Source organism: Cystobacter fuscus, from assembly GCF_044360685.1.
In the GTDB taxonomy this organism is placed as follows: Bacteria; Myxococcota; Myxococcia; order Myxococcales; family Myxococcaceae; genus Cystobacter; species Cystobacter fuscus_C.
The window spans coordinates 8,451,667-8,477,829 of the sequence record NZ_CP043491.1; the positions used below are offsets into that span (position 1 = coordinate 8,451,667).

Sequence of the window (26,163 nt, forward strand, 5' to 3'; positions counted from 1 at the left end):
GTCCCCGTACCCCATGACTCCCTCTCCTTCCTCCTCGACTCCCCCGGCGCCCGCGCCCCGTTCCGGTCCGGGAGGCCGGCTGTGGCGTTGGACGAAGCGGCTGCTGGTGCTCGCGGCCGTGGCGGGAGTGCTGCTCGTGCTCGCCTGCGCAGGCGTCTACGCCTGGTTCAACCAGGGGCTGCCCTCGGCCGAGGCGCTGCGCACCTATGCCCTGCCCCAGGTGACGAAGGTGCGGTGCGCGGACGGCTCGGTGTGCGCCGAGTACTTCCTGCCCCAGGGCCGGCGCACCGTGGTGAACATCGAGGATCTCCCGCCCCACGTGCGCAACGCCTTCCTCGCCGCCGAGGACGCGGACTTCTACAACCACGCGGGCCTGGACTTCTTCGGCATGACGCGCGCGGCGGTGAAGAACCTCATCCCCGGCAGCCGCAAGTCGGGCGCCTCCACGCTCACGCAGCAGGTGGTGAAGAACATGCTGCTCACGCCCGAGCGCAGCCTGTCGCGCAAGATTCGCGAGTGGATCCTCACCCCGCGCGTGGAGCAGGCGCTCACCAAGGATCAGATCCTCAGCCTCTACATCAACCAGGTGTATTACGGGCAGGGCCGCAGCGGCATCGAGGAGGCGGCGCTCTACTACTTCGGCAAGCACGCGGAGAAGCTGAGCCTGGGCGAGGCGGCGGTGCTGGCGGGCACGGTGCAGTCGCCCAACCGAATCAACCCCGAGCGCAACATCGTCAAGGCCAAGCAGCGCCAGACGTACGTGCTCAAGCAGATGGCCCTCCACGGCTTCGCCCCCCAGGCGGAGGTGGACAAGGCGCTGGAGAAGCCCATCGTGCTCGCGCCCCGGCCGCCCGCGGAGCAGGGCCTGTACTACGCCGAGGAGATCCGCCGCACGCTCGTGGCTCGCTACGGCGAGGAGGCCGTGCTCAGCGGCGGATTGCGCGTGGACATCGCCATGGATCCCAAGCTCCAGGCCGTGGCCGATGATTCGGTGCGCAAGGGCCTGGAGGCGGTGGATCGGCGCCAGGGCTACCGCGGCCCGGTGGGCACCATCGATCTCGCGCGCTTCGAGCGGCTCAAGCCCCTGCTGGCCAAACAGGTGGAGGAGGCGGGCCGCCGGCAGAAGGAAGGCGCCTCCGTCGCGGATCTCACCTCGCTCGCGCAGACCGAGGAGCCGCCGCCCCCGGTGGCCGGAGCCCCGGTGGCGCCCACGCCCACGGAGGAGGAAGAGGACGCCACGCTGTCGCCCGACGAGAAGCTCGCGCAGGGCGTGGTGCTCGCGCCGCTCGTCGAGGGCCTGCGCGTGGCGGGCGTCGTCACCCAGGTGGATGACACGGCGAAGAAGGCCCGCGTGGACCTGGTGGGGCGCATGGCGGAGATCCCCTTCGCCTCCGTCACCTGGGCCCGCCTCAAGGGCAAGAGCGCGCCCACGAAGATGTCGCAGGTGATGAAGCCCGGGGACATCGTGCACGTGCGCGTGCTGCGCGTCACCCCGGCACCCGCGCTGCTCGACGCCACGTTGGATCAGGTGCCGCTCGTGCAGGGCGGCCTCGTCGTCATCCGCCCCACGGACCGGCACGTGGTGGCGCTCGTGGGTGGCTATGACTTCACGCGCTCGCCCTACAACCGCGCCACCCAGGCCCGGCGCCAGCCCGGCTCGTCCTTCAAGCCCTTCATCTACGGGGCCGCGCTCGGCAGCGGGCGCTTCACCCCCATCACCACGGTGAACGACGCCCCCGAGGCCATCCGCGACCCCTACACCGGCAAGACGTGGAAGCCGCAGAACTACGACCGGACCTTCGAGGGCCCCATGACGCTGCGCACCGCGCTCACCAAGTCCAAGAACACCGTGTCCGTGCGCATCATCGAGGCCATCACCCCCGCGGCCGCCATCGACTTCGCCAACCGCGCGGGCATCCGCTCGCCCCTGCCGGAAAACCTCACCCTGGCGCTGGGCACCGGCGAGGTGAGCATGCTGGAGGCCGCCAACGCCTACGCCACGCTCCAGGCCAACGGCCGCTACGCCGAGCCCCTCCTGCTGCTCAAGGTGACGAATGCCCAGGGCAAGGTGCTCGAGGAGCACCAGCCGGCCTTCGAGGAGAAGCTGCCCCCGGCGGTCGCCTTCCTCACCACGTCGCTCATGCGCAGCGTGGTGGAGGAGGGCACGGCGCGCGCGGTGACGGAGCTCAACCGCCCCGCCGCGGGCAAGACGGGCACCGCCAACGAGAGCCGCGACACGTGGTTCTCCGGCTACACCGCCGACTGGGTGGCCAGCGCCTGGGTGGGCTTCGATGACCACTCGCCCCTGGGCAGCACGGAGACGGGCGGCCGCGCCCCCCTGCCCATCTGGCTGGAGTTCATGCGCGCCGCGCACGAGGGGCTGCCCTCGCGCGAGTTCGACGTGCCCCCGGGCGTGGTGCAGGTGCGCATCGATCCCGCCACGGGACTGCTCGCGGGCAACTCCGTGCCCGGCCGGCTCGAGTCCTTCCTCGAGGGCACCCAGCCCACCGCCGAGGCGCCTCCGCCCGGCCACGCCTCCGAGACCGACTTCTTCCTCCAGGAAGGCAGCCGGGGGCTGTGAGCCGCGCCCTCGCCGCCACGCTGCTGCTCGCCGCCGCCCTCGCCGCCGCCGCCGAACCGGCCCCCGCGCGCGCCGCGCTCGAACGGCTCGCCCAGACGGTGGCGAAGGACGTGGGCGAGGCCCGGCCCGAGGCCCCCGTGGCACTGTTCCTCTCGGGCGCGTCCCCCGAGCTGCGGCGCGCCTGGGGCACGCTGCTCACCGCGCGCCTGGCCGAGCGGGGACTCGCGCCCTTCGTCCTGGACGCGCCCTCGGCCGAGGCCGCGGAGCCGCTCGCCCGGGAGCGGGGAGCCCGTGCCCTGGTGCGGCTCTCCCTGGCCCTGGAGGCCGGGAAGCTCCACGCGCGCGGCGACGTGGTGGGCACCTGGGTGAACTTCTGGTCCGGCCGCACGCCCTCGCGTCCGCCCGCTCCCGCCGCCGCCCTCGTCCAAGCCGTGGAGGCGGATGCGGCGGTCCTCGCGCTCGCCGCCGTGGAGCCCCCTCGCCCACCGCCTCCCACCACCACCGGAACGCCGCGTCCGCTGCGCTTCGTGGGGGCCTCCTTCGCGCACCTGCCCACGCCGCTCGCGGCGCTCGCGGCAGGGGATCTCGATGGGGACGGACGGGACGAGGTGGTGGTGCTCACCGAGCGCGCCGTGCAGGTGTTCGCCGCGGATGGGCGCCTCATCGCCGAGCGCTCCCTGGAGGTGCTGCCCCCCTCCACCGCCGCCACCCGCGAGCCCTTCGGCGCGGTGGCCGTCCTCTCCGGGCCTCCGCGCATCGCCGCGTTCTCCACCCGCTATGCCCACGGCACGGTGCTGGCGCTGGAACAGGGCTCCTTGCGCTTCGTGTCCCGGCTCGAGACCGTGCCCCTGGGACCGGAGGCCCGGGGCGCCTTCGTGCCGGGACAGACCGCGTTCGCCCCCGAGGTGCGGCTCGGCCCCGGAGACCAGCGGCTCGAGCACGTCCCGGCCCGCTTCACCTCCTTCAGCACCGCCGGCGCCCAGGTCCTCCTCGTTCATCCGGACGGCTCGGGCTCCTTCTACGCCCAGCCCTCGGCGGCCCCGGTGCCGCTCTCGGGACTCGGCGCGGGCAGCCTGCTCGGAGACGTGGAGGGTGACGGGACACCAGAGCTGTTCACCACCTCGCCCGAGCTCCAACCCACGCCCGACGTCCTGCGCGTCTTCCCGACGAAGGGAGGCATCTCCTTGTCTCGCGAGCCGCTCTGGCAGGGGCCCCTGCCCGCGGGCCGCGCGCTGCTGGGAGTGACGGCCAACCTGGACGGAGACGCACTGCGCGAGGTGCTCGTGGGGCTCACCCGGCCCGATGGCTCGGGCGAACTCTTCCTCCTGCGCCAGGGTGCGCCATGACGCTCCGCTCCGCCCTCCTCGCCAGCCTCCTGCTCCTCGGTGCCACCCCGGCCTGGGCGGCGGGACGGACGCCCTATGGCGGAGAGCTGCGCCTCGCCCACACGGGACCCGCCACGCCCGCGGTGCCCGCCCTCGCCGACACGCCGCTGGAGGCCACCCTGCTCGGGCTCGTCTCCCGCTCCGTCTGCCAGCTCTCCCCCGAGGGACACGTGGCGCCCGCGCTCGCCCTGTCGATGTCCCGCCCCTTTCCCCAGGTGGTGCGGCTGGTGCTGCCCTCGCCCGCCCAGGCGCAGGCGCTCGCCCAGGCCTGGGCCCGGCTCTCCAGTCCCGAGGAGACCTCGCCCTACCGCGCGCTCCTCTTCCCCCTGCGCGACGAGGGCCGGCGGCTCTCCGCCACGGGCGACACCCTGGAGCTGACGCTCGCCTTCCCCTGGCCCGATCAGGAACGGGCCCTGTGCCACCCCACCCTCGCGCCGCCGCGCTCGTCCGCCGCCGCGCTCGGCCCGTTCTCCTACTCCACCGCCACCGCCCAGACCCTGGACGCGCGGCTCTCCTGGCCTCCCGGGCGGCCGTACCTGGACACGCTGCGCGCGCGCGCCACCGATGAGCGGGGACTCACGCGCCTGCTGTCGACGCACGGCACCCAGGTGGCGCTCGGCGTGCCCCCGGATCCGGGCAGCAGCACCGGCGCGGCGCTGTACGCCACCTATCTGGCCTGGTCACCCCGGCGGGTGCCGGTGGACTTCCGGCAGGCGGTGGAGAACGCCCTGGACCGAGAGGATCTCACGCGCCTCTTCGTGCGCGGGCCCGCCGAGCCCATGCCGCACCTGCTGCCCGCGGCGCTGATGCCAAAGGCCGCGGGGCCTCGTCCTCCCCGCCCTCCCGCGCCTTCGTGGGCGCGACAGGTGACGCTGCTGCACGACGCGGACAACGAGGATCAACGCGCGGTGGCCGAGCGGCTCCAGGTGAAGCTGCACGACCAGGGCTACACGGTGGCCCTGACGGCGCTGCCTCGTGCCGAGCTCCGGGCGCGCTGGGCGAAGGGGGACTACGAGCTGATGCTCCACTCGCTGCTCTTGCCCCCGGTGCCGGGTCCCGCGCTGGCGGTGGTGATGGACGCGGCGGGCCGCAAGGACTTGCTGGGCGTGGAGCTGCCTCGCATCGGCGCGTTGCCGGACGCGGCGGCGCGGGATGCCCGGGTGCGCGAGCGGGCCCTCGCGATCGCCCCGTCCCTGCCGATGCTGCCGCTCTATGCGCAGGGACTGGCGCTGCGCGCGGAGCCGGAGGTGGGTGGACTCGTCTTCGATGCCCAGGGACTGCCCGTGCTGGAGGGCGCCTGGCTCGCCCCGGCCCCGGCGGCGGGGGGCTCGGGAGGGAGGAGATGAGGCTGAGGACGCGGCTGGCACTGGCCTTCGCGCTGCTGGCCCTGGTGCCGCTGGCGGTGATGGTGCCCTTCACGCTGACGCGGCTGCGCGCCACGCTCTCGAGGAGCCTGGACGCGCGGATGGAGGGGGCCACCACGTCGGGGAAGGAGGCGATTGATCGGACCGCGGCCACGGTGCGCCGGGCGGTGGAGGAGCTGGTGGAGAGCCCCGCCCTGGAGGACCTGGCGCGCGAGTCCCGGGATGCGCCCGCGCGGGCGATCCGGGCGGACACGGCGCGGCCGTTGATGAAGAGCCGGGGCCTCACGGTGTTGTCGCTCTTCGATCGGCAGGGAACGACGCTGTCCTCGGGGCATCTGCCGGCGCGCCGGGGGGATCCGGATCCGGTGCTCTTCGCGGTGACGCGGGAGAAGTCGCCCCAGCCGGTACCGGTGACGGTGTCGGTGCGAGGGAACGAAGGGCTGCGCGAGGTGCCCGCGCTCGTCACGGCGAGGCCGGTGGACTACGGGGACGCGCGGCTGTGGGTGGTGGGGGGCGTGTTGCTGGACGAGGGGCTGGCGGCGCACCTGTCACGGCTGACGCAGGCGGAGGTGACGCTGCTGTCGGGAGGGGCGGTGGTGGCGCGGGCGGGCAAGGTGACGCCGCCCACGGTGGCGCGGGTGTTGCCGCTGAGCGAGAGCATCTCGGTGCGGCTCGTGTTCAGCCGGGCGGCGGAGCGCGAGGCGACGTTGGGGGTGTTGCGCGCCTTCCTGCTGCTGGCGGGGTTGGGGCTGGCGTTCGCGGTGCTGCTGGGGCTGCTGGTGGCCCGGCGAATCACCCAGCCGGTGGAGGCGCTGACGGAGGGCGCGCGGCGGGTGGGCCAGGGGGCGTTGGACGAGCGGGTGCAGGTGGAGACGACGGGCGAGGTGGGCGAGCTGGTGAAGACGTTCAACCACATGACGACGGAGCTGCGCTCGACGACGGAGCGGTTGGTGGCGAGCGAGCGCGTGGCGGCGTGGCAGGAGGTGGCGAGGAGGCTGGCGCATGAGATCAAGAACCCACTGACGCCCATCCGCATGTCGATCGAGACGTTGCTGGCGGTGCAGGACGCGAAGGACGCGCGCTTCCCGGCGATCTTCCGGCAGAGCGCGGGGGTCATCCTGGAGGAGGTGGATCGGCTGCGGCGCATCGTGGACGAGTTCAGCCAGTTCGCGCGCATGCCCAAGCCGCAGTTGGAGCCGGTGGACCTGGGGGAGCTGGCGAAGAACGTGCTGTCGCTCTACGCGACGCCGCCCGAGGGGATTCACCTACACTCGGAGGTGCAGCCGGGGGTGGTGGCGCGGGCGGACCGGGATCAACTGACGCAGGTGCTGGTCAACCTGGTGAAGAACGCCGAGGAGGCGATGGCGCGAGGGGGAGGAGACCTGCACGTGCGGGTGAAGGGGACGGAGCGGGAGGCGCTGGTGGAGGTGCAGGACAGCGGGCCGGGGATTCCTCCCGAGCATCGCGCCCGTATCTTCGAGCCCTACTTCACGACGAAGGAGGGCGGCACGGGGCTGGGGCTGGCCATCGCCGCGCGCATCCTCCAGGAGCACGGGGGCAAGCTGGACGTGGGCGGCGAGCCGGGCCAGGGGGCGTGTTTCACCCTGTCCCTCCCCCGCTCCGTTTGAGTTCCACATCGAACCGATGAAGTAGGCGGGATCAGGATGTTTTCGTTAAGAGCAGGAGCACCAACTTGCTTGGCAGTGCACGATGCTGGCGATTCGACCATCAGCGACGCCATGCAGACAGTATTTCCACTGGGGGCATGCTCGACGTTGGACTGGGACGGAATAGAGATGTCCCTCAGCTATAAATACGACTTGAGCTTGATGGCTGACGACATTGTCCAGATGCTTCTTGCAATACAGAACTCTCCATCGGGAACGTTTCAGGTGGACTGGCCATCCACCGGACTCCCCTATCATTGGGCGCTCAAATGGGATCCGTCCGTCGTGGAGATCCACGCAGTTGCTCGTCCTGAACATGGAGCAGAGGACTTGACCGGGCGCGAGTCGGTTCAAACCACCAAGAGCACCTTTGTTGCCGGGTGGCAGGAAATTCTGCGGATGATCGTCTCCTGCATTGAAGCATCAGGTTACAAGGATGCGCAGATCGCTGGACTCGCCTCATTGAAACAGGCGGCTGGGCGAGCGGCTACCGCCCTTGCCTGAAGTCAAGCGCTGGCGCGAGGGGGAGGCGATCTGCTCGTGCGGAAGAAAGGAACGGAGCAGGAGACATTGATGGCGGAGCAGCAGCGGACCTGGGATTCCCACCCGAGCATCACGCCTGCATCTTCGAGCCCTACTTCACGATGAAGGAGGGCGGCACGGGGTTGAGACTGGCCATCGCCGCGCGCATCCTCCAGGAGCACGGCGGCAAGCCGGACATAGGCGGCGAGCTGGGCCAGGGGGCGTTCTTCACGCCATCCCCGCCCACTCCGTTTGAGTTCCACGACGAGCCGATGCAATCTCGACTATCAACAAAGCCATTCAATCAGTTGGCTGGATTGGCTCGATCGAGATAGGCCACCGCGCCCCATAGACAACAAAACAACCGCGCAACTCATACAGCGACCACATACCAACTCATAGACTGCCTATCTATACGCCATCCAGGCTTAAGAAATCCCTCCACAATCGAAGCCCACTCACCCAATGAGCGAGTCGCTCGGGGCACATCCAACAACTCAGGGTGGGCCGCCTTGAAATCCACCTTATACTCCCTGGGCACTGAAAATGTAATCGAGGAACCTGATCCAATTGTTGCTATAAGTCCAATCAGCGTTAATTTCTCGTCAGCACCTGCCTCAAGCAAAAGGGCTGGATCTGGCGGAAACTGAAGGCTCCACTCAGAGGCAGCAGTACGACCTCGACCATAGCCTGTAACCTTTGAACCAAAACCACTAAGATTCCATTCAGCAAGGCCTCTCAAATAAAAGAAATCAATCAACGCGCCTTCCGCCACATCAACCAAAGATGGATCTTCCACGAAAGCATAGCGGCATTGCACGTTCTCAAGGGAAATACCGACTCGGCCACGAAGTTTCCTTACATGTTCCCGAAGCCGGGCCCCCACAGGCCGTGAGGTTTTACCAATATATTTGGCCTCGCCATTCAAGAATAATTGATAAAACCCTGGGTATTTAGCGCCCAACGCCTCTTGTATGGGACTCCTCGGTATTTTATCTAGCTTTTCAAGAAGCTGTCTAAGGATTGCGGGACCAATTTCAAAGCGAAAAACTTGCTCATCCGGCACATCCCTGATCGGCGTGATCGTTCGGTATACCGGCTCGCCATCCTCATCGCCTTCATCACCCTCATTCGCTCCAAGAATCGGAGGTCGTGGTTTATTGGCCATAGGCAAGGATTCCCACGGAATTCGAGTCAAAAACCATCCAGCTCAGCCCAGACACGACCCAGACACCTGGGAAATAAGCATCAATCATCGTCATCCTCCATGAAAGACGACGGATCGGCATCCAGCGCGGGCATAAGAGCCCCGGGTTTGCGATCTTTAAGAAACACCTTCACCTTGTGCTCCGCATCCGCCTTGCTTCGAGTTTCCTTGAGTCGAGTTGCCCAAGAACGCCCAGGATGGAGGACATCCCACCAACTACGCTGGCCTTGGTAGCGACCACTTCCCGGGTCGTGAAGACCAAATCCTTCAAGGCAGACGTTCCATACTGGTTGGAAGTTCTCGATCAAGAACCTCTCAGCCATCGTGATCCAAAGTGGAGTAACCACCAAGTAACGACAGACGAAATCGCGCGAGGACAAGTTCACGGCCGCATCGATCGACTCGCGGTGCTCACGCAGACGTTGAAACAGAGAACGAGAAGCGGTGGTCGACTTCGCCCCCTTTCTCGCTCCGGGAGGCACGGCCTTTCCGACGTAGAGCGGCCATTTTGCATCCACGGAACGAATAGGGCGATAAACAGCAAGGCTTCCCGTATAGAAGAGCGCATACACGCCTGAGCCACTAAAAACCTCAGGAAGTTCAAGTGTGTACGGCCCTCGGCTCATCAACTCCTGCACGCAGTTCCTAGTGAGATTCGCGTAGTCGAGTGGATTGTATTCCTCAGTGGCCATTACGGGCCCTCAGCTTCGCGGCCACACTACGCGCGACTACAGCCGCGAGTTCCACGGGCACCGCATTGCCAAGCTGGCGCATTGCCTCGGACCATGCGCCCTCGAAACGCCAGGAGTCGGGGAAGGTCTGGAGCCTAGCGGCCTCTCGCACGGTGAAGTAGCGAACCTTGCCGTCAGGGAGAACCATCATGTTCTCTCCGCCTGGAACACCGTGGACGCCAGCCTTCAATGTCTTGGCGGGCAGGTCCAATGGGCTCCCGGTATGACCTGGATAGGCGCGTGCGCCCAGGTTGAGCCTATGGTTTGAGAAATCGCTGGACTCACGGTCAGTACGCGGCTCGGGCAACCCTAGGATGGCGTCGCGAACCGTCCGCCACGGCTTCGTCGGAAAGGGCTCGTCGCGATTTTCCAAGTCACTCAATTTTACCCCTAAGCGCGCCGGTGAGTCAGGCGGGGGGCGAACTCCATGGCGCTTCCAGTACTCGCCCGTGATGTGCTGTTCCCAGACGAGCGCATCCAAGCTGTGCGTGGGCTCGGGAAAGTGCCACTCCAACTCGGTATCCGCGCGAAAACCCACGATGAAGACGCGCTGCCGCACCTGCGGTACTCCATAGTCGGCGGCGTTCAACAACTCCGATACGACGTTGTACTCAAGTTCCGTCCTCCGCCCCCGAGTCTTCACCGCTTCCAACCGATGAAGGTGCGAGAGCCAGTCCTCATCGCGCTTCTTCTTGATGGTGGGATAGGTCAGTTGAAGACGGATGTACTCGAAGTAATTGCGGAAGCTCTGACGGGTCAGACCCTTCACGTTCTCCATGATGAAGGCGCGGGGCCGCAGCTCACGCACCGCCCGCACGAACTCCGGAATCATGTTGCGGGAGTCGTCCTGGGCCTGATGCTTGCCACCCAAGCTGAACGGTTGGCACGGAGCCCCACCCGCCACCAGATCCAACTGCCCCTGGCCGAAGATCGCGTAGGAGTTGAGCCGTACGTCGGCCTGATGGACACGCCACGCACGAATGCCCGGCAGGGCCTCAATGCTGGCGTTCCGGCGGAGCGTCTCGCACGCATCCGCGTCCCACTCGTACAAGCCGCGATGGTGGAAACCCGCGACGTGAGTGCCGAGCGCTAGCCCACCCGCACCGGTGAAGAGCTCGATGGATTCCATGGTGACCGATCCATGCAGCAGCTCTCGGGCCAGAGCAAGCTTCAATCCTCATCGAGTCGACACCGTCGGTCACGGCGCTGGGAATCCAGGGAGTTAAGTGGTCTCCCCACCCGGCTCCAGGAAGAGGCGGAGCATCTGACCCAGGGACGCCTCGTCTCGTAGTTGGCACTCCCAGACGACGAAGACCGCCCATCCCCGCTCCCTCAGCTCCGCCTCCTTGCGCAAGTCCCTGGCCCGGTTGCCCTCGAGCTTCGGCAGCCAGAACTCCAGCCTCGACTTGGGCAGGCGGGCGAGCGGGCAAGCCGCATCAGGATGCCGGTGCCAGAAACAGCCATGGACGAAGATGGCCTTCCTGCGGCCCGGAAAGGCGAGATCCGGATGACCCGGGACTTTCTTGTAGTGCAGGCGGTAGCGGTACCCCATCGCGGTGACGAGACGCCGGACGCGGAACTCGGGCTTGGTGTCCTTGTTGCGGACCCGCGCCATGCGCTCACTTCGTTCCGCGGGGGTCATCGTGTCCATGCGGAAACCCTCCCTCGTGCTCAGAGCCAGCGAACCCAAGGGGTCATCCCTCGGAGGTCATCTCCGAAGTAGTGTACCCAGGCGGGCGAACCCCATCGAGTGGAACTTGAGCACACGAGGCGCGACACGCCCGCTCGTCCACGTTCGAGACGCATCTGGGAGAACGTCTACTTCCGGGGCGTGCGTCCGTGCGTCCGCGCGTGCCGCCCGGGTGCCTGTCCCTCGGGCTTCTTCACGCCGTGGTCCTTCTGGGGCGGCCCGGGGTCGCGCTGGGCGGCCTCCCGCCGCGCCATCTCCGCCTGGAAGACCGGATCCTCGCGCGGCACCTCCTGCCGGGGAATGTTCGCGCGCATCACCCGCTCGATCTTCTCCGTCATCTGCCGGTCCTTCGCCGTGACGAACGTCGAGGCCACCCCGCTCGCCGAGGCCCGTGCCGTGCGTCCAATCCGGTGCACGTAGTCCTCCGGCGCGTGCGGCAGGTCGTAGTTGATGACGTGCCCCACGTCCTCCACGTCCAGCCCCCGCGCCGCGATGTCCGTGGCCACCAGGCACCGGTAAGTCCCCTCCCGGAACGCCTTCATCGCCTGGTTGCGCTGGTTCTGCGTCCGGTCCGCGTGCAGCACCCCACACCGGTACCCCGCCCGCTGCAGCGCCTTGTGCACCTTGTCCGCCCGCTCCTTCGTCCCCGCGAACACCAGCGCCGTCGCCTCGTCCCTCGCCAGCAGCGCGAGCAGCAGCGCCGTCTTCTCCTCGGGCTTCACCACGTACAGCCGCTGATCGGCGCGCTCGGCGGGCGTGCCACTGCGCGTCACCTCCACCCGCACGGGCCGGTGCAGCTCCGCCGCCGCGAAGGCGCTCACGTCCGGGCTCAGCGTCGCGGAGAACAACAGCGTCTGCCTCCGGCGGGGCAGCGCCGCCAGAATCCGTTCGAGCTGCTCCTGGAAGCCCATGTCCAGCATCCGGTCCGCCTCGTCGAGCACCAGCGTCCGCAGCCGCGTGAAGTCCACCAGGCCCGACTTCAACAGGTCCACCAGCCGCCCCGGCGTGGCCAGCACCAGCGTGGGCCGCCGCTCGAGCGCCCCCGCCTGTGCCCCCATGTCCTCGCCGCCGATGACCACCGCGTGGGACACCCCGCGCGACTCGCCGAAGAAGCGCACCGTCTCGGAGATCTGCTGCACCAGCTCGCGCGTGGGCGCCAGCACCAGCCCCAGCGTCCCCTCCTGACCCGCCAGGCGCTCCACCAGGGGCAGCACGTACGCGGCCGTCTTCCCCGTCCCCGTGGCCGCGCACCCGATGACGTCCCGCCCCTCGAGCGCCGGAGGAATGGCTTTCGCCTGGATGGGGGTGGGCCGTGAGAACCGGGCACGACGCACGGCGTCGAGCGACTCGGGGGACAGTCCAAGCTGGGCGAAGGTGTCGGTCACCCGGCCGGGGTATCACGCCCCCCGAGGTAGGACCACCGGGCCTTTCGTCCCCCCCACCCTCTCCAGGCGTCCCAGCCAGGACTCCGAGTCCTCGTCCGCATGGACGCCTGGCACCAACCACCCCCCTCCATTGACGGCAGGCAGGCGCGGAGTTAATCAGAACTCAGAAAATGAATCGGGATTCAGCGAAGAAAGCCCCCGTGCCCCGGCTGCGGACGAGGCTGAAGGAAGCGACGACGGAGGCCATCCGCGCGGCAGCGGAGGAGGTGCTGGGCGAGCAGGGCTTCGGCGCGCGCATGGAGGACATCGCCGAGCGGGCGGGCGTGTCGGTGGGCACCCTCTACAACCACTTCGAGGATCGCACGGCGCTCCTGCGCGAGCTGTTGCGCACGCGGCGCGAGGCGCTGGTGGAGAAGCTGGACGCGGTGGTCGCCGAGGTGGAGGGGCGGCCCTTCCGCGAGCAGCTCCAGGCACTGCTCGCCGTGGTGTTCAGCCACTTCCGCGAGCACTCGCGCTTCTTCGCCCTGGCGATGCAGTCCGAGGCCCTGCGCGGCCCGATCGTTCCCGCCCAGGGCGGCACGATCGTGGAGCTGACGAAGCGGGTGGAGCTGCTCGTGCGGCGCGGGGTGGAGGCGGGCGAGGTGCGGCGCGAGGGCTCGGAGTTCCACGCCTCGCTGCTGGTGGGAATGGTGCGCGCGCTGCTCCTGCGGGCCGCCGAGGCGAAGCGGAGCGACGAGCTCCAGCGGGGAGCGGACGTGCTGCTCCAGGTCTTCTTGAAGGGAATCGAGGTGTAGCCCCCATGTCTTCCGCCGCGCTGCCCGCTCCGAGCGGAGCCCTCGCCGTCCAGGCGCCGCCCAACAAGTGGCTCGTCACGCTGTCGGTGACGTTCGGCACCCTCATGGGCGCCATCGACTCCTCCATCGTCAACGTGGCCATGCCCCAGCTGCGCAGTGCCGTGGGCGCCACGGTGCAGGAGATCACCTGGACCACCACGGGCTTCGCGCTCGCCACGGTGATGGTGATGCCGCTGACGGCCTTCCTCGGGCGGCTCTTCGGGCAGAAGCGCGTGTACCTCTCCTGCCTCGCGCTCTTCGTGGTGGGCTCGTTCCTGTGTGGGCTCGCGTGGGATCTGCCCTCGCTCGTGCTCTTCCGGGCCCTCCAGGGCTTTGGCGCCGGAGCGCTCCAGCCCACCGAGCAGGCCATCCTCCGCCAGACGTTCCCTCCCAAGGAGCAGGGCATGGCCATGGCGCTCTTCTCCATGGCGGTGATGGTGGGGCCCGCCATCGGCCCCACGCTCGGCGGCTACATCGTCGACAACTTCCACTGGTCGTGGATCTTCTTCATCAACGTCCCGGTGGGCGTGCTCGGCTTCTTCATGGTCATGCGCTTCGTGCGCGAGCCGGAGGATCTGCTCATCGCCAACCGCCTCGAGGGCGAGAAGCAGCGCAAGAACCTGGACTGGCAGGGCATCCTCTTGCTGTGCGTGGGGCTCGCGGCGCTGCAGTACTTCCTCGAGGAGGGGCAGAGCCACGACTGGTTCGAGTCCACGGAGATCGTCGTCTGCGCGCTCCTGGCGGGTATCTGCCTGGTGGCCTTCGTCATCCGCGAGCTCACCGCCGTGGCGCCGGTGGTCAACCTGCGCCTCTTCAAGGATCCCATCTTCACCTCGGGCACCCTGCTCAGCGCGCTGATGTTCTCCATCCTCATGGCGAGCATGTTCCTCCTGCCCATGTTCATGCAGGAGCTGCTCGGCTTCACCGCCACCCAGTCGGGGCTCGCGCTGATGCCGCGCACGCTGTTGATGCTGGCGATCATGCCCATCATCGGGCGCGTCTATACGCGCTTCCCGCCGCAGGTGTTCATCGCGGCGGGGCTGGCCATCACCGGGCTGGGCGTCTACCAGATGAGCCACTTCAACCTGGACACCGGCACGCACGACATCATCGGGGCCATCCTGCTGCAGGGGCTGGGCTTCTCGATGATGCTGGTGCCCTTGTCCACCGTGGCGCTCTCGGGCGTGCCGCGCCACCGGATGCCGGACGCCACGGGCCTCAGCTCGCTCTTGCGCCAGATTGGCGGCTCCATCGGCCTGGCGGTGTTCGCCAGCCTCCTGTCGCGCTACGGCACCCAGGCCACGGCGGCGCTCTCGGTGCACCTGTCGCCCACGCGCCCCGAGGTGATGGAGCGCGTGGCCCAGCTGCGCGCCGGCATGCTCGCGCGCGGCATGGACTTCGCCAGTGCCCAGGAGGCGGCGCTGCGCATGCTCTCGGGCCTCACCGCGCGCCAGGGCATGGTGCTCGCCTTCGACAAGCTCTTCCTGCTCGCGGCCCTGCTCTTCCTGGTGGTGATGCCGCTCGTGCTCTTCCTCAAGTCCAAGCCCGCCAGTTCCGGGCCCAACGAACCCGTTCATATCGACGTGGAGATCTGAAACATGGCCTCGACAGCGACCCCCCTCGTTCAACCCGAAGTACCGGCCGAAGTCCTCGCGCAGTCACGCAGGAAGGGCCGCCGTGGCTTCCTCGTGTTCGGCCTCCTCGTGGCCGTGCTCCTGCTCGGCATCGGCGGCTATCTGGTCGCCACGCGCGGGCAGGAGACGACGGACGCGGCGCAGGTGGAGGCGGACGTGGTGCCGCTGGCCACGCGCGTGGGCGGCCCGGTGCTGCGCGTGCTCGTGGCCGACAACGCCCCCGTGCACAAGGGCGACGTCCTGGTGGAGATCGATCCGCGGGACTACACCGCCCGGGTGAAGCAGGCCGAGGCGGAGCTGGAATCGGCGCGGGCGCAGGCGCAGGCCGCCGACGCCCAGGCCACCGTCGCCGAGGCGGGCGCCAAGGGTGGCTTCTCCAGCGCGCGTGCCCTCGTATCCACCTCCAGCGCCGGGGTGAGCAGCGCCGAGGCCCAGGTGTCCGTGGCCCGCGCTGCGCTCGCGCGCGCCGAGGCGGATGCGCACCGCGCCACGCTGGACCTGGAGCGCACGAAGCAGCTGATGGAGGCCAAGGCTGTCTCCCAGAAGACCTACGATGACGCGGTGGCGACCCACGAGGCCGCGCAGGCCGCGCTGCAGGGAGCCAAGGCGCAGCTCGCCGCGGCCGAGGAAGGCCGGCACGTCGCCCAGAGCCGGGTGGCCGAGGCCCGGGGGCAGTTGGATCAGAGCGCGCCCATCGACGCGAAGATCGCCGCGGCCCGCGCCAACGCGCAGCTCGCCCATGCCCGGGTGAAGGCGGCCGAGGCCCAGTTGGAGCAGGCCCGGCTGCAGTTGGAGTACACGCACATCACCGCGCCCGCGGATGGCCAGGTGTCCAAGCTGTCCGTGCACGAGGGGCAGTTGCTGTCGGCCGGCCAGACGCTGGGGGAGTTCGTCCCGCCGGCGACGTACGTGGTGGCCAACTTCAAGGAGACGCAGGTGGGGCACATGCACCCGGGCCAGCGCGTGACGGTGAAGGTGGATGCCTTCGAGGGCGAAAGCATCGAGGCCCGCGTGGAGAGCCTGTCGAGTGGGACGGGCGCGCGCTTCTCGCTGCTGCCGCCGGACAACGCCTCGGGCAACTTCGTGAAGGTGGTGCAGCGCGTCCCGGTGCGCATCGCCTGGGTGAATCCCCCGCGGGAGCTGGAGCTGCGCGCCGGCCTCTCCGCCGAGGTCACCGTCCACACCTCGCCGTGAACGGTCGGGTGGGCGAGCTGCGGCTCCCTCCCTAGAGGCCCGTCTCGGACAGCGGCGCCGTCGTCGAGTCACCGCCGCTGATCTTCGAGGCGATCCAGCTCTCGAACGACCCCACGCGGGCGTACATGCCCGGGTAGCGCGAGTCGGCGCAACCCTCGCCCCAGCTCACGACGCCCACCAGCACGCGCGTGCCGTTCTTGAGCACCGTGAGCGGACCGCCGCTGTCACCCTGGCACGAGTCCTTGCCGGGCGAGGCCGCGGCGAGCTGGTCCGTGCCGATGGTCTCCCCCGCGTAGGAGGATTGGGCCGCGCTGTTGCTCAGGAAGCTCACGTCCACCGCCTGCAGCCTGTCGGGAAACGCGGAGCCATCGCCGCTGAGCGCGCCCCAGCCAGTGGCGCGCGCCACCACGCCCTCGGCGGTGATGCCCGCGGCCTCGTCGGCCGCCGTGGCGAGGGGGATGGCCTTCACGTTCGCCCCACTCAGGTCCAGCGGCGCGGACAGGCGAAGCAGCGCCACGTCCTTGCCTTGGTTCACATCCACGTAGCCCGGGTAGATGATGATCTCGGCGACCGGGCGAATCTGTCTGGAGGAGTTTATCCCCTCGAGAATGGTGCTGCCCGCCGCCACCTGTGCAGGCATGCTGATGGTGCCACCCTGGTTCACGCAGTGCTGCGCGGTCAGGATCCAGTTCTCGTTGAGGACCGAGCCGCCGCAGAAGTGCTCGCCCGAGCTGTCCTGCAGGGACACCTGCCAGGGATTGGCGGCGATCGTCGTGTTGGTGCCGCCGACGATCTCCTGCTCGGAGGCAAGCACCGTCTCCTGCGCACGAAGCTGATCGACAGACTCGGGACCACAACCAGCCAGCAGGGACACCGTGCCGGCGATTACCCAACGACGCGTGATGGATGATGAAACCATGGAACCTCGATAATGGGGGAAGGTGCCGCAACTGCACCGTGAGGTGAGCCAGTACCGTCAAGCCTTGCTCGAAAATTCCAATCTCGTCTCACGACTCCGCGCGGCGGCGGTTGAGCCCGAGAAGGTGAGCGAGCTCCTCCCCGGAGAGCAGCCCTCCATCACCTGGTTCGAGGATATCGAGGACGTACGCCGGACGAAGTCACGGTCTGGAGTTGGACTTCGAGGCGGAGCCGGGCGCCATTTCATTCGAAAGCAATGCCAGGGAATGCACTGCTCTCGTTGCAATGAATTTCAATCGAAGGGTCCGCACGCTCCGGCGGGGTGGCGGCCTCGTGTGTGCACGGGCGAGTCCGGCCCCGCGCGGCGCCGAGTCGCGCCGCGTGGCCGGCGTCAGTCCTTGACGGGCGTGGCCTTGAGGGCGGCCTTGCCCTCCTTGACGTACACCTGGAAGCGCACCGTCTTGCACGCGTACTTCTGCACGAGCTGCTCGCGGTTCTTGCGCAGCTTGGCGACGAACTTGTCGTACGTCAGGCCGTCCTGGGGCTCGCCGCACTGATCGCGCGTCTGCACGAACTCGCGGAAGACCTCCTGGAAGTGCTGCTCCTCGGACAAGGCCACCGCACCGGCCCCCGTGCTCGCGCTCGTCGCCGCGCCCGCGCCCGTACCGAATGGCGACGTGGTGACACCGGCCTGCTGCTGGGGCGCGTTCATCGGCGAGGCCACGCCGGGGTGGAGGCCCAGCGCCGAGGGAGGCACATTGACCTCGCCCGTCATCGGCCGGGCCGAGCGCGCGAGGAGCTCGCGCGGGATGGCCGCCACGCGCGTCGGCTCGGGCGAGCCGCCCTCTTCATCGAAGCCGCCATTCTGGCGCGCCTGCGCGGTGGCCGCGGCGAAGGGGTCCGCCGCCTGTTGCAGCGAGTAGGCCGCCGTCGGGTGATCCTCGAAGGCGAAGGCGGCGCCCCGCCGGGGAGCAGCCGCGGGCACGCTCGCCGCGGAATCCGTGGAAGAGAAGGGCAGCGACGCCCCACCCTGGGAGGCGAACGGATCCTTGCCGGGCACCGTGGGCGTGCCGAACGGATCCTTGCCGGGCACCGTGGGCGTGCCGAACGGATCTCCGCCTCGCGGCACCTCCGGGGTGGCGAAGGGGTAGAGATCCCCGGCGGGAGCGGGAGCCCGGGTGACGGCGGGCTCGGGCGGCGCCGCGAAGGGATTGGTGTCCGAGGGGGCGTCGAAGGGGGTCTCCGGCGCGGAGGTCGCGGCGGCGGGACGCGCGGGAGCGGGCGAGTCGGAGAACGGGAAGTCCTCCGGTCCCGCCGTGGGTGGCTCGGGAGCGGGCGTCAGGAACACCGGACCGGCGAGGGGCGAAGAGGCCAGCGCGGGACCCGCCGCCGGAGCACTGGCCGGCTCCTCCTGCTGCTTGCCGCCCTTCTTCTGCTTCTTCGGCGCGGCGGTCGCGGCCGACGGACGGTCCGCGCCCATCAACAGCGTCCACACGAGCGAGAAGCCCAGCAGGCCCAGGAGCGCGAAGAGGGCGTCGTGCTGGTAGTTGGCGAGCGCGGTCATGAAGGGCCGCACGCTGGTGACGGCCACGGCTTCCAGGTCCCCACCGAGCGACTGGCGCGAGCCCACGGCGAGCGGAGCATCGCCGCCCAGGGTGTCCGAGGGATGGGTGAGCAGGGGCAGGCGCACGCGCGGCACCTGGGCCAGCAGGTTGCGCACACTGCCGCGCTCGACCACCTGGCCGGACTTGCCCGCGCCCACGTTCTCGAGCGCCTTCGTCACGAGCTCCTTCTCGGCGCCCGCGCTCTCCAGCACCTGGTTGCCCTGGACCAGCGCGAGCGCGGCGACGCCGGAGTTCACGGCCGCGGACTCAAGGAAGGCCCTGTGCAGCACCGGGGCGCCCAGCACCAGGGTCGCCGCCACCTGGGCGTGGCCGCCGTCGGGGCTCCACAGCACGGGCACGGAGAAGAAGACGTGGGGCGCGCCGAACGCGTCCGCCACCGCGCCCTCGCTGCCCACCTTCTGCTGGGAGCGCGGATCGAACTGCTCATCCGCGCTCGCCTCTCCCGTGCCATGCGCGTACAGCGCGCCCTCGGCGGTGACGAGGCCGAGCACGAGCGAGTCCTCGAGCGGCTTGGGCACGCGCTCGCCCACGGCGGCGCGCAGCGCGTTGAAGCGCTCGCCCACGGGCGGCTCCACGATGCGGATGCCCTTGCCCCGGGGCAGCGCCTCCACCTGGGGCTGCACGGCGGCGACGACCTCGGGATTGCCAGCCAGCGAGAGGGCCAGGGCCTGCACGGAGGAACGGCGCGCCTCCAGGGCGCGGGCCAGTTCCGAAATGGCGGCGGTGGCCGGTGACGCGGCCCCCTTCACGGCCTCGGCGCTGAGCGGGCTCGAGACCAGGGGCAGATGCGCCACTCCCAGTCCGAGGACCAGGAGCGCGAAAACGAAGAACTTGAAGCGAACCATCACCGACCTTTACGCCCTCGGGGTGGAGGCCGGGTTATACCGCCCCCCCCTCGGGACCAGCAAGGTTCGCTCCCCAACGCTTGGGAGCCCGGACACCAGACGAGGAGTCCGGGCTCCAGCGGGCTGCTAGAAGCGCACGTCCTGGGGCAGGCCGTCGTTGCTGACGTCCCGGCGCTTCTCCACGGTGCGCTTGATGGTGTTCTCCAGCCTGTCGCGCACCGAGTCGATGGCCTGGAACATGGTCTCGGCCGTCTCGGTCACGTGGATGCTGGAGAAGCCCGCCATACGCACGGTCACCCGGCACTCCTGGTCCACGCCCCCCTTGGTGCCATTGATGTCCACGAGGGAAATATCCACTTCGCTCGCCTCATCGTCGATGAACTTCGCGATGGGGTCCACCAGATGCCGCGTCGCATAGTCCCGAAGCGAGTCCGTGAGCTGCAGATGGACTCCTCGCATCAACACCTTCATGGTGTCACCTCCCCTTGGTCTCCCCAGAGTGGGCAGTCCCGGCGCATTCGGTGAGCGGGGGGGACACACGAACGTGCCCGCCCGGCCGCTCTCCAAGGGTAGGAGCAAGGCTCCATGGGGATGTTTTCGTGTCGTCATTAGGTTGAGCGTTCGAATGGGTGAGCGAATCGGAGAGCGGATCAAGGTCCTGCTGGTCGAGGACGACGGCGACAGCCGCGAGCTCCTCGCGGAGCTGCTCGAGCTGGACTTCGACGTCATCACCGCCGCGGATGGGGTGGCGGGGCTGCGAGCGTTCGTGGACGACCATCCAGACGTGGTGGTCACGGACGAGTCGTTGCCGGGCATGTGTGGAACGGCGCTCGCCCAGGAGGTCAAGAGCCGGCAGCCCAAGGCGGGAGTGGTGCTCGTGTCCGGATATTCGAACGTGGACTCTGGCTACTGCGACGTGGTGCTGCGCAAACCGATTGATGTCGAGCGTTTGTCAGCCGTCGTCGGAAGCCTGGGGGAAGCAGCCAGGCACTGAGGCGGGGCGTGCTAAAATCGTGCTTGGTTGCCAGGGTGTAGGTCCTGCGAAGGGAGGCACGATGAAATACTGCATGCAGTGCGGTTCCGAGTACCAGGAGGGCGTGACGGAGTGTGCGGACTGTCCCGGAAGTGCCCTGGTGGACGCGGAGGCCATGCGCCAGCGCCACATCCCGCTGCCCGGTGAGGGAGAAACCCGGAAGTTCGTCCGGGCGGCCACGGCGGAGGATCCCTTCACCGCCGAGGACTACGTGCGGCTGCTGGAAATCCAACGCATCCCAGTGTTCATCCGGCCGCGCCGCTCGGGCTCCGTGGACGTGCTCACCACGGGGGCGCTGGAGCCCTGGTGGGAGATCATGGTGGGCGAGGAGTTCCTCGAGCGCGCCGTGCAGCTCATCGCCCAGGAGAAGCGGCAGTTGGAGGAGACCGCGTCCGAGGCCGCCCTCGCCGCCGAGGAAGAGGAGCGGGAGACGGAAGGCTCGCTGCCGCCCGGCACGTTGTGAACCCGGCGTGAACCCGGCCCGTCCCCTCGGAGCCGCTACGGCGTGGAGGCGGCCGAAGCACCGGTCTCCGAGGGCGCGCGTACCTCGAAGAGGCTCACGCCGGTGACCTTCCACTTGTCGTACCTGGCGTTGCGCGCGAGGAAGCTCTCCAGGTCCTCGTCCACCACGCGGCCGTTGCCATCCACGCCCCGCCGCGCGTGCCGCAGCCAGGTACGGCGGCCCTTCTGCACCACGAAGCCCAGGTGAGTCACCCGGGTGGCCTTGAGCGGCAGGTCCTCGCGCAGCACGACGAGGATGCTGCCCGAGGGCACCTGCCGCGCATGCGCCAGCACCCGCTCCAGGGGAATCATGTCGAGCGCGTAGGTGCCCCGCGGCTGGTGCGCCGGGGACAGGCCCAGGGCGAGCGAGGAGCGCGAGCGCCAGGTGAGCGCGTTGAGCGTCTTGCTCACCCGCACCGTGTCCGCGCCCCCCAGCCGCCGCGTCACGTCCACGAGGAAGCCCTTGCGCTGGTTGTTAGGCAGCCACTGGGCCTCCATGAGGTGGTTGCGGTCCTCATAGGAGGGGGTGTTGGCGTAGCGCAGACGCTCGAGCAGTCCCGGCACCTCCGCCGCCGAGCGCGCCAGGCTCAGGGCCACGGACTGTTCCACGAAGGTGAGGCAGTCCACCGCGTCCAGCCGGAAGGTGGGATCCGGATCCACCCCGCTGCCCTCCCCCAGGGGCGAGTGCACGTAGGGCGTGCCCAGGAAGCGCTCGCTCACGCGCAGCAGCCGCTCGCCCAGGGGCAGCAGCGCGTCCCCGGAGATGAGGTCGGCCCGCTCCCGCTCGCCGAGCGAGGCCCACACCACGGGGGCACCGGAAGGCAGTGCGCCCCCCGCCTTCGCCATCCGGGGCGGCGGCGCCGGAGCAACCACCTGGGCGAGCACGGCCGCCACCAGGGCCGCGGCCATCATTTCGCCACCCCCGCCGCGCGGAGAATGGCCTTGCGCTCGTCATCCGCGAGCTGGAGCGTCTCCAGCTCCTTCTCGTAGGTGAGCTTCTCCTCGCCGTTGGCGTTCCACGAGGCGAGCACCAGCCAGGACACCATCGTCTTGTCGCCGCCCTGGGCGAGGATGCGGGCCGCGCCCGCCGCGAGGCTCCGGTCCTTGTCCTCGAGCAGTGGACGCAGCGTCGGCCCGGTCTGCTTCACCGGCAGCCCCTCGTAGAGCCCGAGCCCCTGGCGGCGCACGAACCGGTCCTCGGAGGCGAGCAGCTTTTTCGCGAAGGTGAAGCCCTCGGGCGCGCCCAGCAGACACAGCCCCCGGGCCGCGGCGAAGCGCGTGCTCTCCGAGCTGTCATCCAGGAAGGCCTCGAGCGCCTTGGCCTGCTTCTTGTCCCCCGCGGCGCCCACCGCCTCCAGCAGCAACACGCGCGTCTGGGGATCCTCCTCGGTGCGCGCCTGGGTGACGAGTGTCTTGCCCACCCGGGGATCGCGGCTGGCCCCCAGCGCGCGCGCCACCTCGCGGCGCACCCCGTACGACTTGTCCTGCAAGAGCGGCAACAACACGTCGACGCGCTTGCTGCCCAGCCGCCCCAGGCCCTGCGCCGCGTACATGCGCACCGCGCTGTCCTCGTGTCCGGCGAGCTGGGACAGCAGCGGCTCGGCCGCGCGCGTCTCCAGGCCGGCCAGCACCGCCACCAGGTCGCGCAGCCGCCGCGGCTCCACCGCCTGGGAGATGCCCCGGGAGAGCTGCTGCGCGGCGTAGGGCTCCTCGCGCAGGATGCGCAGGCGGGAGATGGCGGTGGGCACCGGGAGGGCTCCGTCGATGACCTGCTCGACGAGCGCCTGGGTCTCGGCGCGGCGCCCCATGCGCTTCTGCACGGAGGGGGGCGCGGCGACGGCGAGGGAGGACACGAGGGGCAACAGGAGCAGCAGGCGGACGAGCGGGGTTCCCACGGGGGGCGCAGGATGGCAAGCCCCGCGCGGGCCTGTCAAAAACCCGGCCCGGGCCTGCTTCCTCCCTCCGGGACGTCCTTCGCCCCGATTCTTGACCCTCCCCGGGGCGATTGATACGACCCCTCCCAGTGTCTTCCAGCCCTGAAGCCGAGGCCTCTCCGATGAAGCGACTCCTCGTATTGGTGGCGGTGGCGGGAGCCCTGAGCGGCTGCGGCCCCATCAAGTCCACTTCCCACCTGCTGGACGCCGAGGTGCAGATCCAGGCGGCCCGCACCGCCGGGGCCGAGACGCTCGCGCCCTACGAGTGGACGGCCGCCAACCTCTACATCCACAAGGCGCGCGAAGAGGTGAGCTACTCGGACTACCAGTCCGGCGTGGACTTCGCCGAGAAGGCCGCGCGCTATGCCGCCGAGGCGCGTGAAAAGGCCCTGGCCGTGGCCAATGACAACACCGACGGCGCTGCCTCCCCCCGCCCCAACCCCTGACGCAGGGAGCCCCCTACCGATGCGACGTCTCTTCGCCACCGCGCTGCTGTTGCTGCTCGGCTCCTCCTGTGTGAGCGGGAACAAGGTCCGCGCGGATTCCGAAGTCATCCAGGCCAGCGTCGAGCGCGCCCGCCGCAGCGGCGCCATGCGCTGTGCCCCCGTGGAGCTGGCCGTCGCCGAGGCCAACCTCGACTTCGCCCGGGGCGAGCTCGGCCAGGGCGCCAGCTACCGCGCCTCCGAGCACATCCGCACCGCCGAGGCCGCCATCAAGCGCGCGCTCGATCTCTCCAAGGACTGCGCGCCCCCGCGGGTCGTCTACGGCAAGGAGCAGCAGCCGGAGGCCCAGGAGCAGACGCCCGCGGACACCACCCCCCGGCCCCAGCAGCAGGTGGTGGTGCAGATCGAGGAGAAGGACACCGACGGCGACGGCGTGCCCGACAAGGACGACCCCTGCGCCGACCGCGCCGAGGACTTCGACGGCTTCGAGGACTCGGACGGCTGCCCCGAGCCGGACAACGACGGCGACGGCGTGCTGGACGGCAACGACAAGTGCCCGCTGACGCCCGGCCCCCTGTCCAACCAGGGCTGCCCGCAGGATGCGCCCTCGGACAGTGACGGCGACGGCATCCCCGACGACGTGGACAAGTGCCCGCAGCAGCCCGAGGACAAGGACGGCCACGAGGACTCCGATGGCTGCCCGGATCTCGACAACGACGGCGACGGGCTGCTCGACAGCGCGGACAAGTGCCCCGACGCCTCCGGGCCCATCCAGAGCCTGGGCTGCCCCCGCACCGACAAGGACGGCGACGGCATCGAGGACGCACAGGACAAGTGCCCGGACGAGTCCGAGGACAAGGACGGCTTCCAGGACGAGGATGGCTGCCCGGACCTCGACAACGACAACGACAGCATCCCGGATGCCATCGATCGCTGCCCGCTCGCGGCCGGCCCCCTGGAGAACGGCGGCTGCGCCGACACGGACAAGGACGGCGACGGCATCATGGATCGCCAGGACGTGTGCCCGGATCAGGCCGGCACCCAGGAGCTGCGCGGCTGCCCGGATCCGGACCGCGACCAGGACGGCATCCCCGACCGCATCGACGTGTGCGCGGACGAGCCCGGCGTGAAGGACGAGCGCGGCTGCCCCAAGAAGTACAAGATGGTGGTCGTCAAGAAGGACAAGATCGAGATCAAGAAGCAGATCAAGTTCGCCTCCGGCTCGGCGAAGATCATCGGCAAGGAGAGCTTCACCATCCTCGATGACGTGGCGCAGGCGCTGCGCGACATGCCCACCATCAAGAAGATCCGCATCGAGGGACACACGGACTCGGTGGGCAAGGCCGTCAACAACATGAAGCTGTCGCAGTCCCGCGCGGACTCGGTGATGGCGCAGCTGCTCAAGCGCGGCATCGATCCGGGCCGCATGCAGGCCGTGGGCTACGGGATGGAGAAGCCCATCGCCTCCAACCTCACGGCCAAGGGCCGCGCGGAGAACCGCCGCACCGAGTTCAACATCGTCGAGCAGTAGCGCCCCTCCTCCCACTCGGGAGGGGAACCCCGGGAGGGTGCCGCGCGCCACCAGGCCGCGAGCACCCTCCTTCCATTTCAGGGGGGTGATGTCTGGAACGGACGCCCGGCGAGGCGCTCAGCCGTCCTTGAGCAGCTCGTGGAGGACCTCGGTGGCGTAGGAGCCCTTGGGCAGCTCGAACGCGAGCCGCAGGTCCGCGCCCTCCACCTCCAGCGACACGCCGCCGAGCCGCACCCGGTAGGGCCTGCGCCCGCCCTGGGTCTCGTCACCGCCGCGCCGGAAGTCCTCCAGCGTCACGCCCTCGTCCGCGAGCAGCCTCGCCTCGGCCTCGGCCACCGCCTGGGCCGCCGCGGTCATCTTCGGCCCGAAGAGCGGGCCGGCGGGGCTCACCTCGAAGGCGGCCACGCGGGGAGCGTCCACCTCGGGGGCCTCGCACACGAAGAGGCCCCCCGAGTCCTCGCGGCGCAGCACGTCGCCCGCGAGCGCCGTGTCGAAGGTGCCCGCGCGCAGCCGCTCCACCAGGGCCCGGTTGAACAGGCGGGACTGGAAGGCGGACAGGTAGAGCTTGCGCTGGAACTTGTCGGGGCGGCGCGGCAGCCGCTGGCCGAGCACCAACAGGCGGCCGAAATCCGCGTTGTCGCCCTCGCGGCCGAAGCGCTGATCCCCGAAGTAGTTGGGCAGGCCGCGCGCCTCGAGCCGGGCGAGCGTCTCGCGCGCCGCGCCCACGTCCCGCACGTCACGCAGGCGCAACCGGAAGCGGTTGCCCCGCAGGTGCCCGGTACGCAGCTTGTTGCCGTGGCGCTTGCTCCACAGCACGCTCACGCCCTCCAGCGCGAAGCCGGACAGGCGCGGCTCGGCCCTCGCGGGCACGGAGAGCAGTTGCCGGGTGATGGCCTGGCGATCCTTCATTCCCGCCACGCCCACCTCGCCCTCGTCCACCGCGAGGGCGGCCGCCAGGGCCTTGACCACTTCCCGGGTGTCGCGGCCCCGCTTCTCCAGCCACAGGTAGAGGTGCTCCCCCTCCCCCGAGGGCAGGTAGGCGGGGAGCTCCTCCACCTCGAAGTCCTCGGGGACGAGCTTGAAGGCACCGCCACACCCGGGAACGTCCTGGGTCAACCGGGGCCGCTCGGCGGCCGCCAT

Annotated in this window: 24 protein-coding genes; 13 read left to right on the forward strand and 11 right to left on the reverse strand. The window is 69.4% G+C overall.

Annotated elements, in window-relative coordinates; genetic code table 11:
* Positions 1 to 13: 13 nt before the first annotated feature.
* The 6 genes from F0U63_RS34570 to F0U63_RS34595 all read left to right on the forward strand — a co-directional run bounded on the left by F0U63_RS34570 (position 14) and on the right by F0U63_RS34595 (position 7,854).
* Positions 14 to 2,581, forward strand: a complete 2,568-nt coding sequence (locus tag F0U63_RS34570) for a penicillin-binding protein 1A (protein WP_395836683.1) — start codon at positions 14 to 16, stop codon at positions 2,579 to 2,581.
* Entirely contained in the window at positions 2,578 to 3,927 is a 1,350-nt protein-coding gene (locus F0U63_RS34575; protein ID WP_395836685.1) for a VCBS repeat-containing protein, read from the forward strand. Before F0U63_RS34570 ends, F0U63_RS34575 begins: the two co-directional genes overlap by 4 nt.
* The gene (locus F0U63_RS34580) at positions 3,924 to 5,312 is read left to right on the forward strand and encodes a peptide ABC transporter substrate-binding protein (protein ID WP_395836687.1); all 1,389 of its coding nucleotides are present in this window, start codon (positions 3,924 to 3,926) and stop codon (positions 5,310 to 5,312) included. Before F0U63_RS34575 ends, F0U63_RS34580 begins: the two co-directional genes overlap by 4 nt.
* Positions 5,309 to 6,958: an ATP-binding protein gene (locus tag F0U63_RS34585; protein WP_395836689.1), complete on the forward strand. Its 1,650-nt coding sequence runs from the start codon at positions 5,309 to 5,311 to the stop codon at positions 6,956 to 6,958. The genes F0U63_RS34580 and F0U63_RS34585 overlap by 4 nt, the downstream gene beginning before the upstream one ends.
* 69 nt (positions 6,959 to 7,027) lie before the next feature.
* Complete coding sequence (locus F0U63_RS34590) at positions 7,028 to 7,501, forward strand: hypothetical protein (RefSeq protein WP_395836691.1); 474 nt, start codon at positions 7,028 to 7,030, stop codon at positions 7,499 to 7,501.
* Between the two features lie 140 nt (positions 7,502 to 7,641).
* Positions 7,642 to 7,854, forward strand: a complete 213-nt coding sequence (locus F0U63_RS34595) for a hypothetical protein (RefSeq protein ID WP_395836693.1) — start codon at positions 7,642 to 7,644, stop codon at positions 7,852 to 7,854.
* Between the two features lie 38 nt (positions 7,855 to 7,892).
* Here the strand turns inward: F0U63_RS34595 and F0U63_RS34600 are convergent, their stop codons facing one another.
* From F0U63_RS34600 to F0U63_RS34620, 5 genes are all read right to left on the reverse strand, one after another.
* Positions 7,893 to 8,687, reverse strand: coding sequence for a hypothetical protein (locus F0U63_RS34600; RefSeq protein WP_395836695.1), 795 nt, complete (start codon positions 8,685 to 8,687; stop codon positions 7,893 to 7,895).
* 80 nt (positions 8,688 to 8,767) lie between these two features.
* Entirely contained in the window at positions 8,768 to 9,418 is a 651-nt protein-coding gene (locus F0U63_RS34605) for an Eco29kI family restriction endonuclease (protein WP_395836697.1), read from the reverse strand.
* Positions 9,408 to 10,586 (reverse strand): DNA cytosine methyltransferase, encoded by a 1,179-nt coding sequence (locus tag F0U63_RS34610; RefSeq protein ID WP_395836699.1) that lies wholly within the window; start codon positions 10,584 to 10,586, stop codon positions 9,408 to 9,410. The genes F0U63_RS34605 and F0U63_RS34610 overlap by 11 nt, the downstream gene beginning before the upstream one ends.
* 93 nt (positions 10,587 to 10,679) lie before the next feature.
* Positions 10,680 to 11,108, reverse strand: coding sequence for a very short patch repair endonuclease (locus F0U63_RS34615; protein ID WP_395836701.1), 429 nt, complete (start codon positions 11,106 to 11,108; stop codon positions 10,680 to 10,682).
* A gap of 167 nt (positions 11,109 to 11,275) precedes the next feature.
* The gene (locus F0U63_RS34620) at positions 11,276 to 12,532 is read right to left on the reverse strand and encodes a DEAD/DEAH box helicase (RefSeq protein ID WP_395836703.1); all 1,257 of its coding nucleotides are present in this window, start codon (positions 12,530 to 12,532) and stop codon (positions 11,276 to 11,278) included.
* Positions 12,533 to 12,702: 170 nt separating this feature from the next.
* Here F0U63_RS34620 and F0U63_RS34625 point away from each other — a divergent pair, with 170 nt between their 5' ends.
* The 3 genes from F0U63_RS34625 to F0U63_RS34635 are packed head-to-tail and all read left to right on the forward strand — an operon-like array spanning position 12,703 to position 16,193.
* Positions 12,703 to 13,326 (forward strand): TetR/AcrR family transcriptional regulator, encoded by a 624-nt coding sequence (locus F0U63_RS34625; RefSeq protein WP_395836705.1) that lies wholly within the window; start codon positions 12,703 to 12,705, stop codon positions 13,324 to 13,326.
* A gap of 5 nt (positions 13,327 to 13,331) precedes the next feature.
* Positions 13,332 to 14,960: a DHA2 family efflux MFS transporter permease subunit gene (locus F0U63_RS34630; protein ID WP_395836707.1), complete on the forward strand. Its 1,629-nt coding sequence runs from the start codon at positions 13,332 to 13,334 to the stop codon at positions 14,958 to 14,960.
* Positions 14,961 to 14,963: 3 nt separating this feature from the next.
* Entirely contained in the window at positions 14,964 to 16,193 is a 1,230-nt protein-coding gene (locus F0U63_RS34635; RefSeq protein ID WP_395836709.1) for an HlyD family secretion protein, read from the forward strand.
* A 31-nt stretch (positions 16,194 to 16,224) separates the two neighbouring features.
* On the opposite strand, the gene F0U63_RS34640 is transcribed toward F0U63_RS34635, so the two are convergent.
* The 3 genes from F0U63_RS34640 to hpf form a co-directional block, all read right to left on the reverse strand.
* On the reverse strand, positions 16,225 to 17,112 hold the full coding sequence (locus tag F0U63_RS34640; protein ID WP_395836711.1) for a serine protease: 888 nt from the start codon (positions 17,110 to 17,112) through the stop codon (positions 16,225 to 16,227).
* Between the two features lie 390 nt (positions 17,113 to 17,502).
* Positions 17,503 to 19,581 carry an MXAN_5187 family protein gene (locus F0U63_RS34645; RefSeq protein WP_395836713.1) on the reverse strand — a complete coding sequence of 693 codons (2,079 nt, stop codon included), beginning with the start codon at positions 19,579 to 19,581 and terminating at the stop codon, positions 17,503 to 17,505.
* Positions 19,582 to 19,707: 126 nt separating this feature from the next.
* On the reverse strand, positions 19,708 to 20,052 hold the full coding sequence (gene hpf, locus F0U63_RS34650; protein ID WP_395836715.1) for a ribosome hibernation-promoting factor, HPF/YfiA family: 345 nt from the start codon (positions 20,050 to 20,052) through the stop codon (positions 19,708 to 19,710).
* A 154-nt stretch (positions 20,053 to 20,206) separates the two neighbouring features.
* Between hpf and F0U63_RS34655 the strand changes: the two genes are divergently transcribed.
* A complete protein-coding gene (locus F0U63_RS34655) occupies positions 20,207 to 20,575 on the forward strand; it encodes a response regulator (protein ID WP_002621492.1) in 369 nt (122 codons plus the stop codon).
* Between the two features lie 61 nt (positions 20,576 to 20,636).
* Positions 20,637 to 21,077 (forward strand): hypothetical protein, encoded by a 441-nt coding sequence (locus tag F0U63_RS34660; protein WP_395836718.1) that lies wholly within the window; start codon positions 20,637 to 20,639, stop codon positions 21,075 to 21,077.
* Between the two features lie 35 nt (positions 21,078 to 21,112).
* Here the strand turns inward: F0U63_RS34660 and F0U63_RS34665 are convergent, their stop codons facing one another.
* Together F0U63_RS34665 and F0U63_RS34670 are read right to left on the reverse strand one after the other, a co-directional pair.
* On the reverse strand, positions 21,113 to 22,027 hold the full coding sequence (locus F0U63_RS34665) for an N-acetylmuramoyl-L-alanine amidase-like domain-containing protein (protein ID WP_395836720.1): 915 nt from the start codon (positions 22,025 to 22,027) through the stop codon (positions 21,113 to 21,115).
* Complete coding sequence (locus tag F0U63_RS34670) at positions 22,024 to 23,010, reverse strand: HEAT repeat domain-containing protein (RefSeq protein WP_395836722.1); 987 nt, start codon at positions 23,008 to 23,010, stop codon at positions 22,024 to 22,026. Before F0U63_RS34670 ends, F0U63_RS34665 begins: the two co-directional genes overlap by 4 nt.
* 161 nt (positions 23,011 to 23,171) lie before the next feature.
* On the opposite strand from F0U63_RS34670, the gene F0U63_RS34675 reads away from it, so the two are divergent.
* A complete protein-coding gene (locus F0U63_RS34675) occupies positions 23,172 to 23,495 on the forward strand; it encodes a DUF4398 domain-containing protein (RefSeq protein ID WP_002621496.1) in 324 nt (107 codons plus the stop codon).
* Positions 23,496 to 23,514: 19 nt separating this feature from the next.
* The gene (locus F0U63_RS34680) at positions 23,515 to 25,023 is read left to right on the forward strand and encodes a thrombospondin type 3 repeat-containing protein (RefSeq protein WP_395836724.1); all 1,509 of its coding nucleotides are present in this window, start codon (positions 23,515 to 23,517) and stop codon (positions 25,021 to 25,023) included.
* Between the two features lie 117 nt (positions 25,024 to 25,140).
* On the opposite strand, the gene truD is transcribed toward F0U63_RS34680, so the two are convergent.
* Positions 25,141 to 26,163: a tRNA pseudouridine(13) synthase TruD gene (gene truD, locus F0U63_RS34685; RefSeq protein ID WP_395836726.1), complete on the reverse strand. Its 1,023-nt coding sequence runs from the start codon at positions 26,161 to 26,163 to the stop codon at positions 25,141 to 25,143.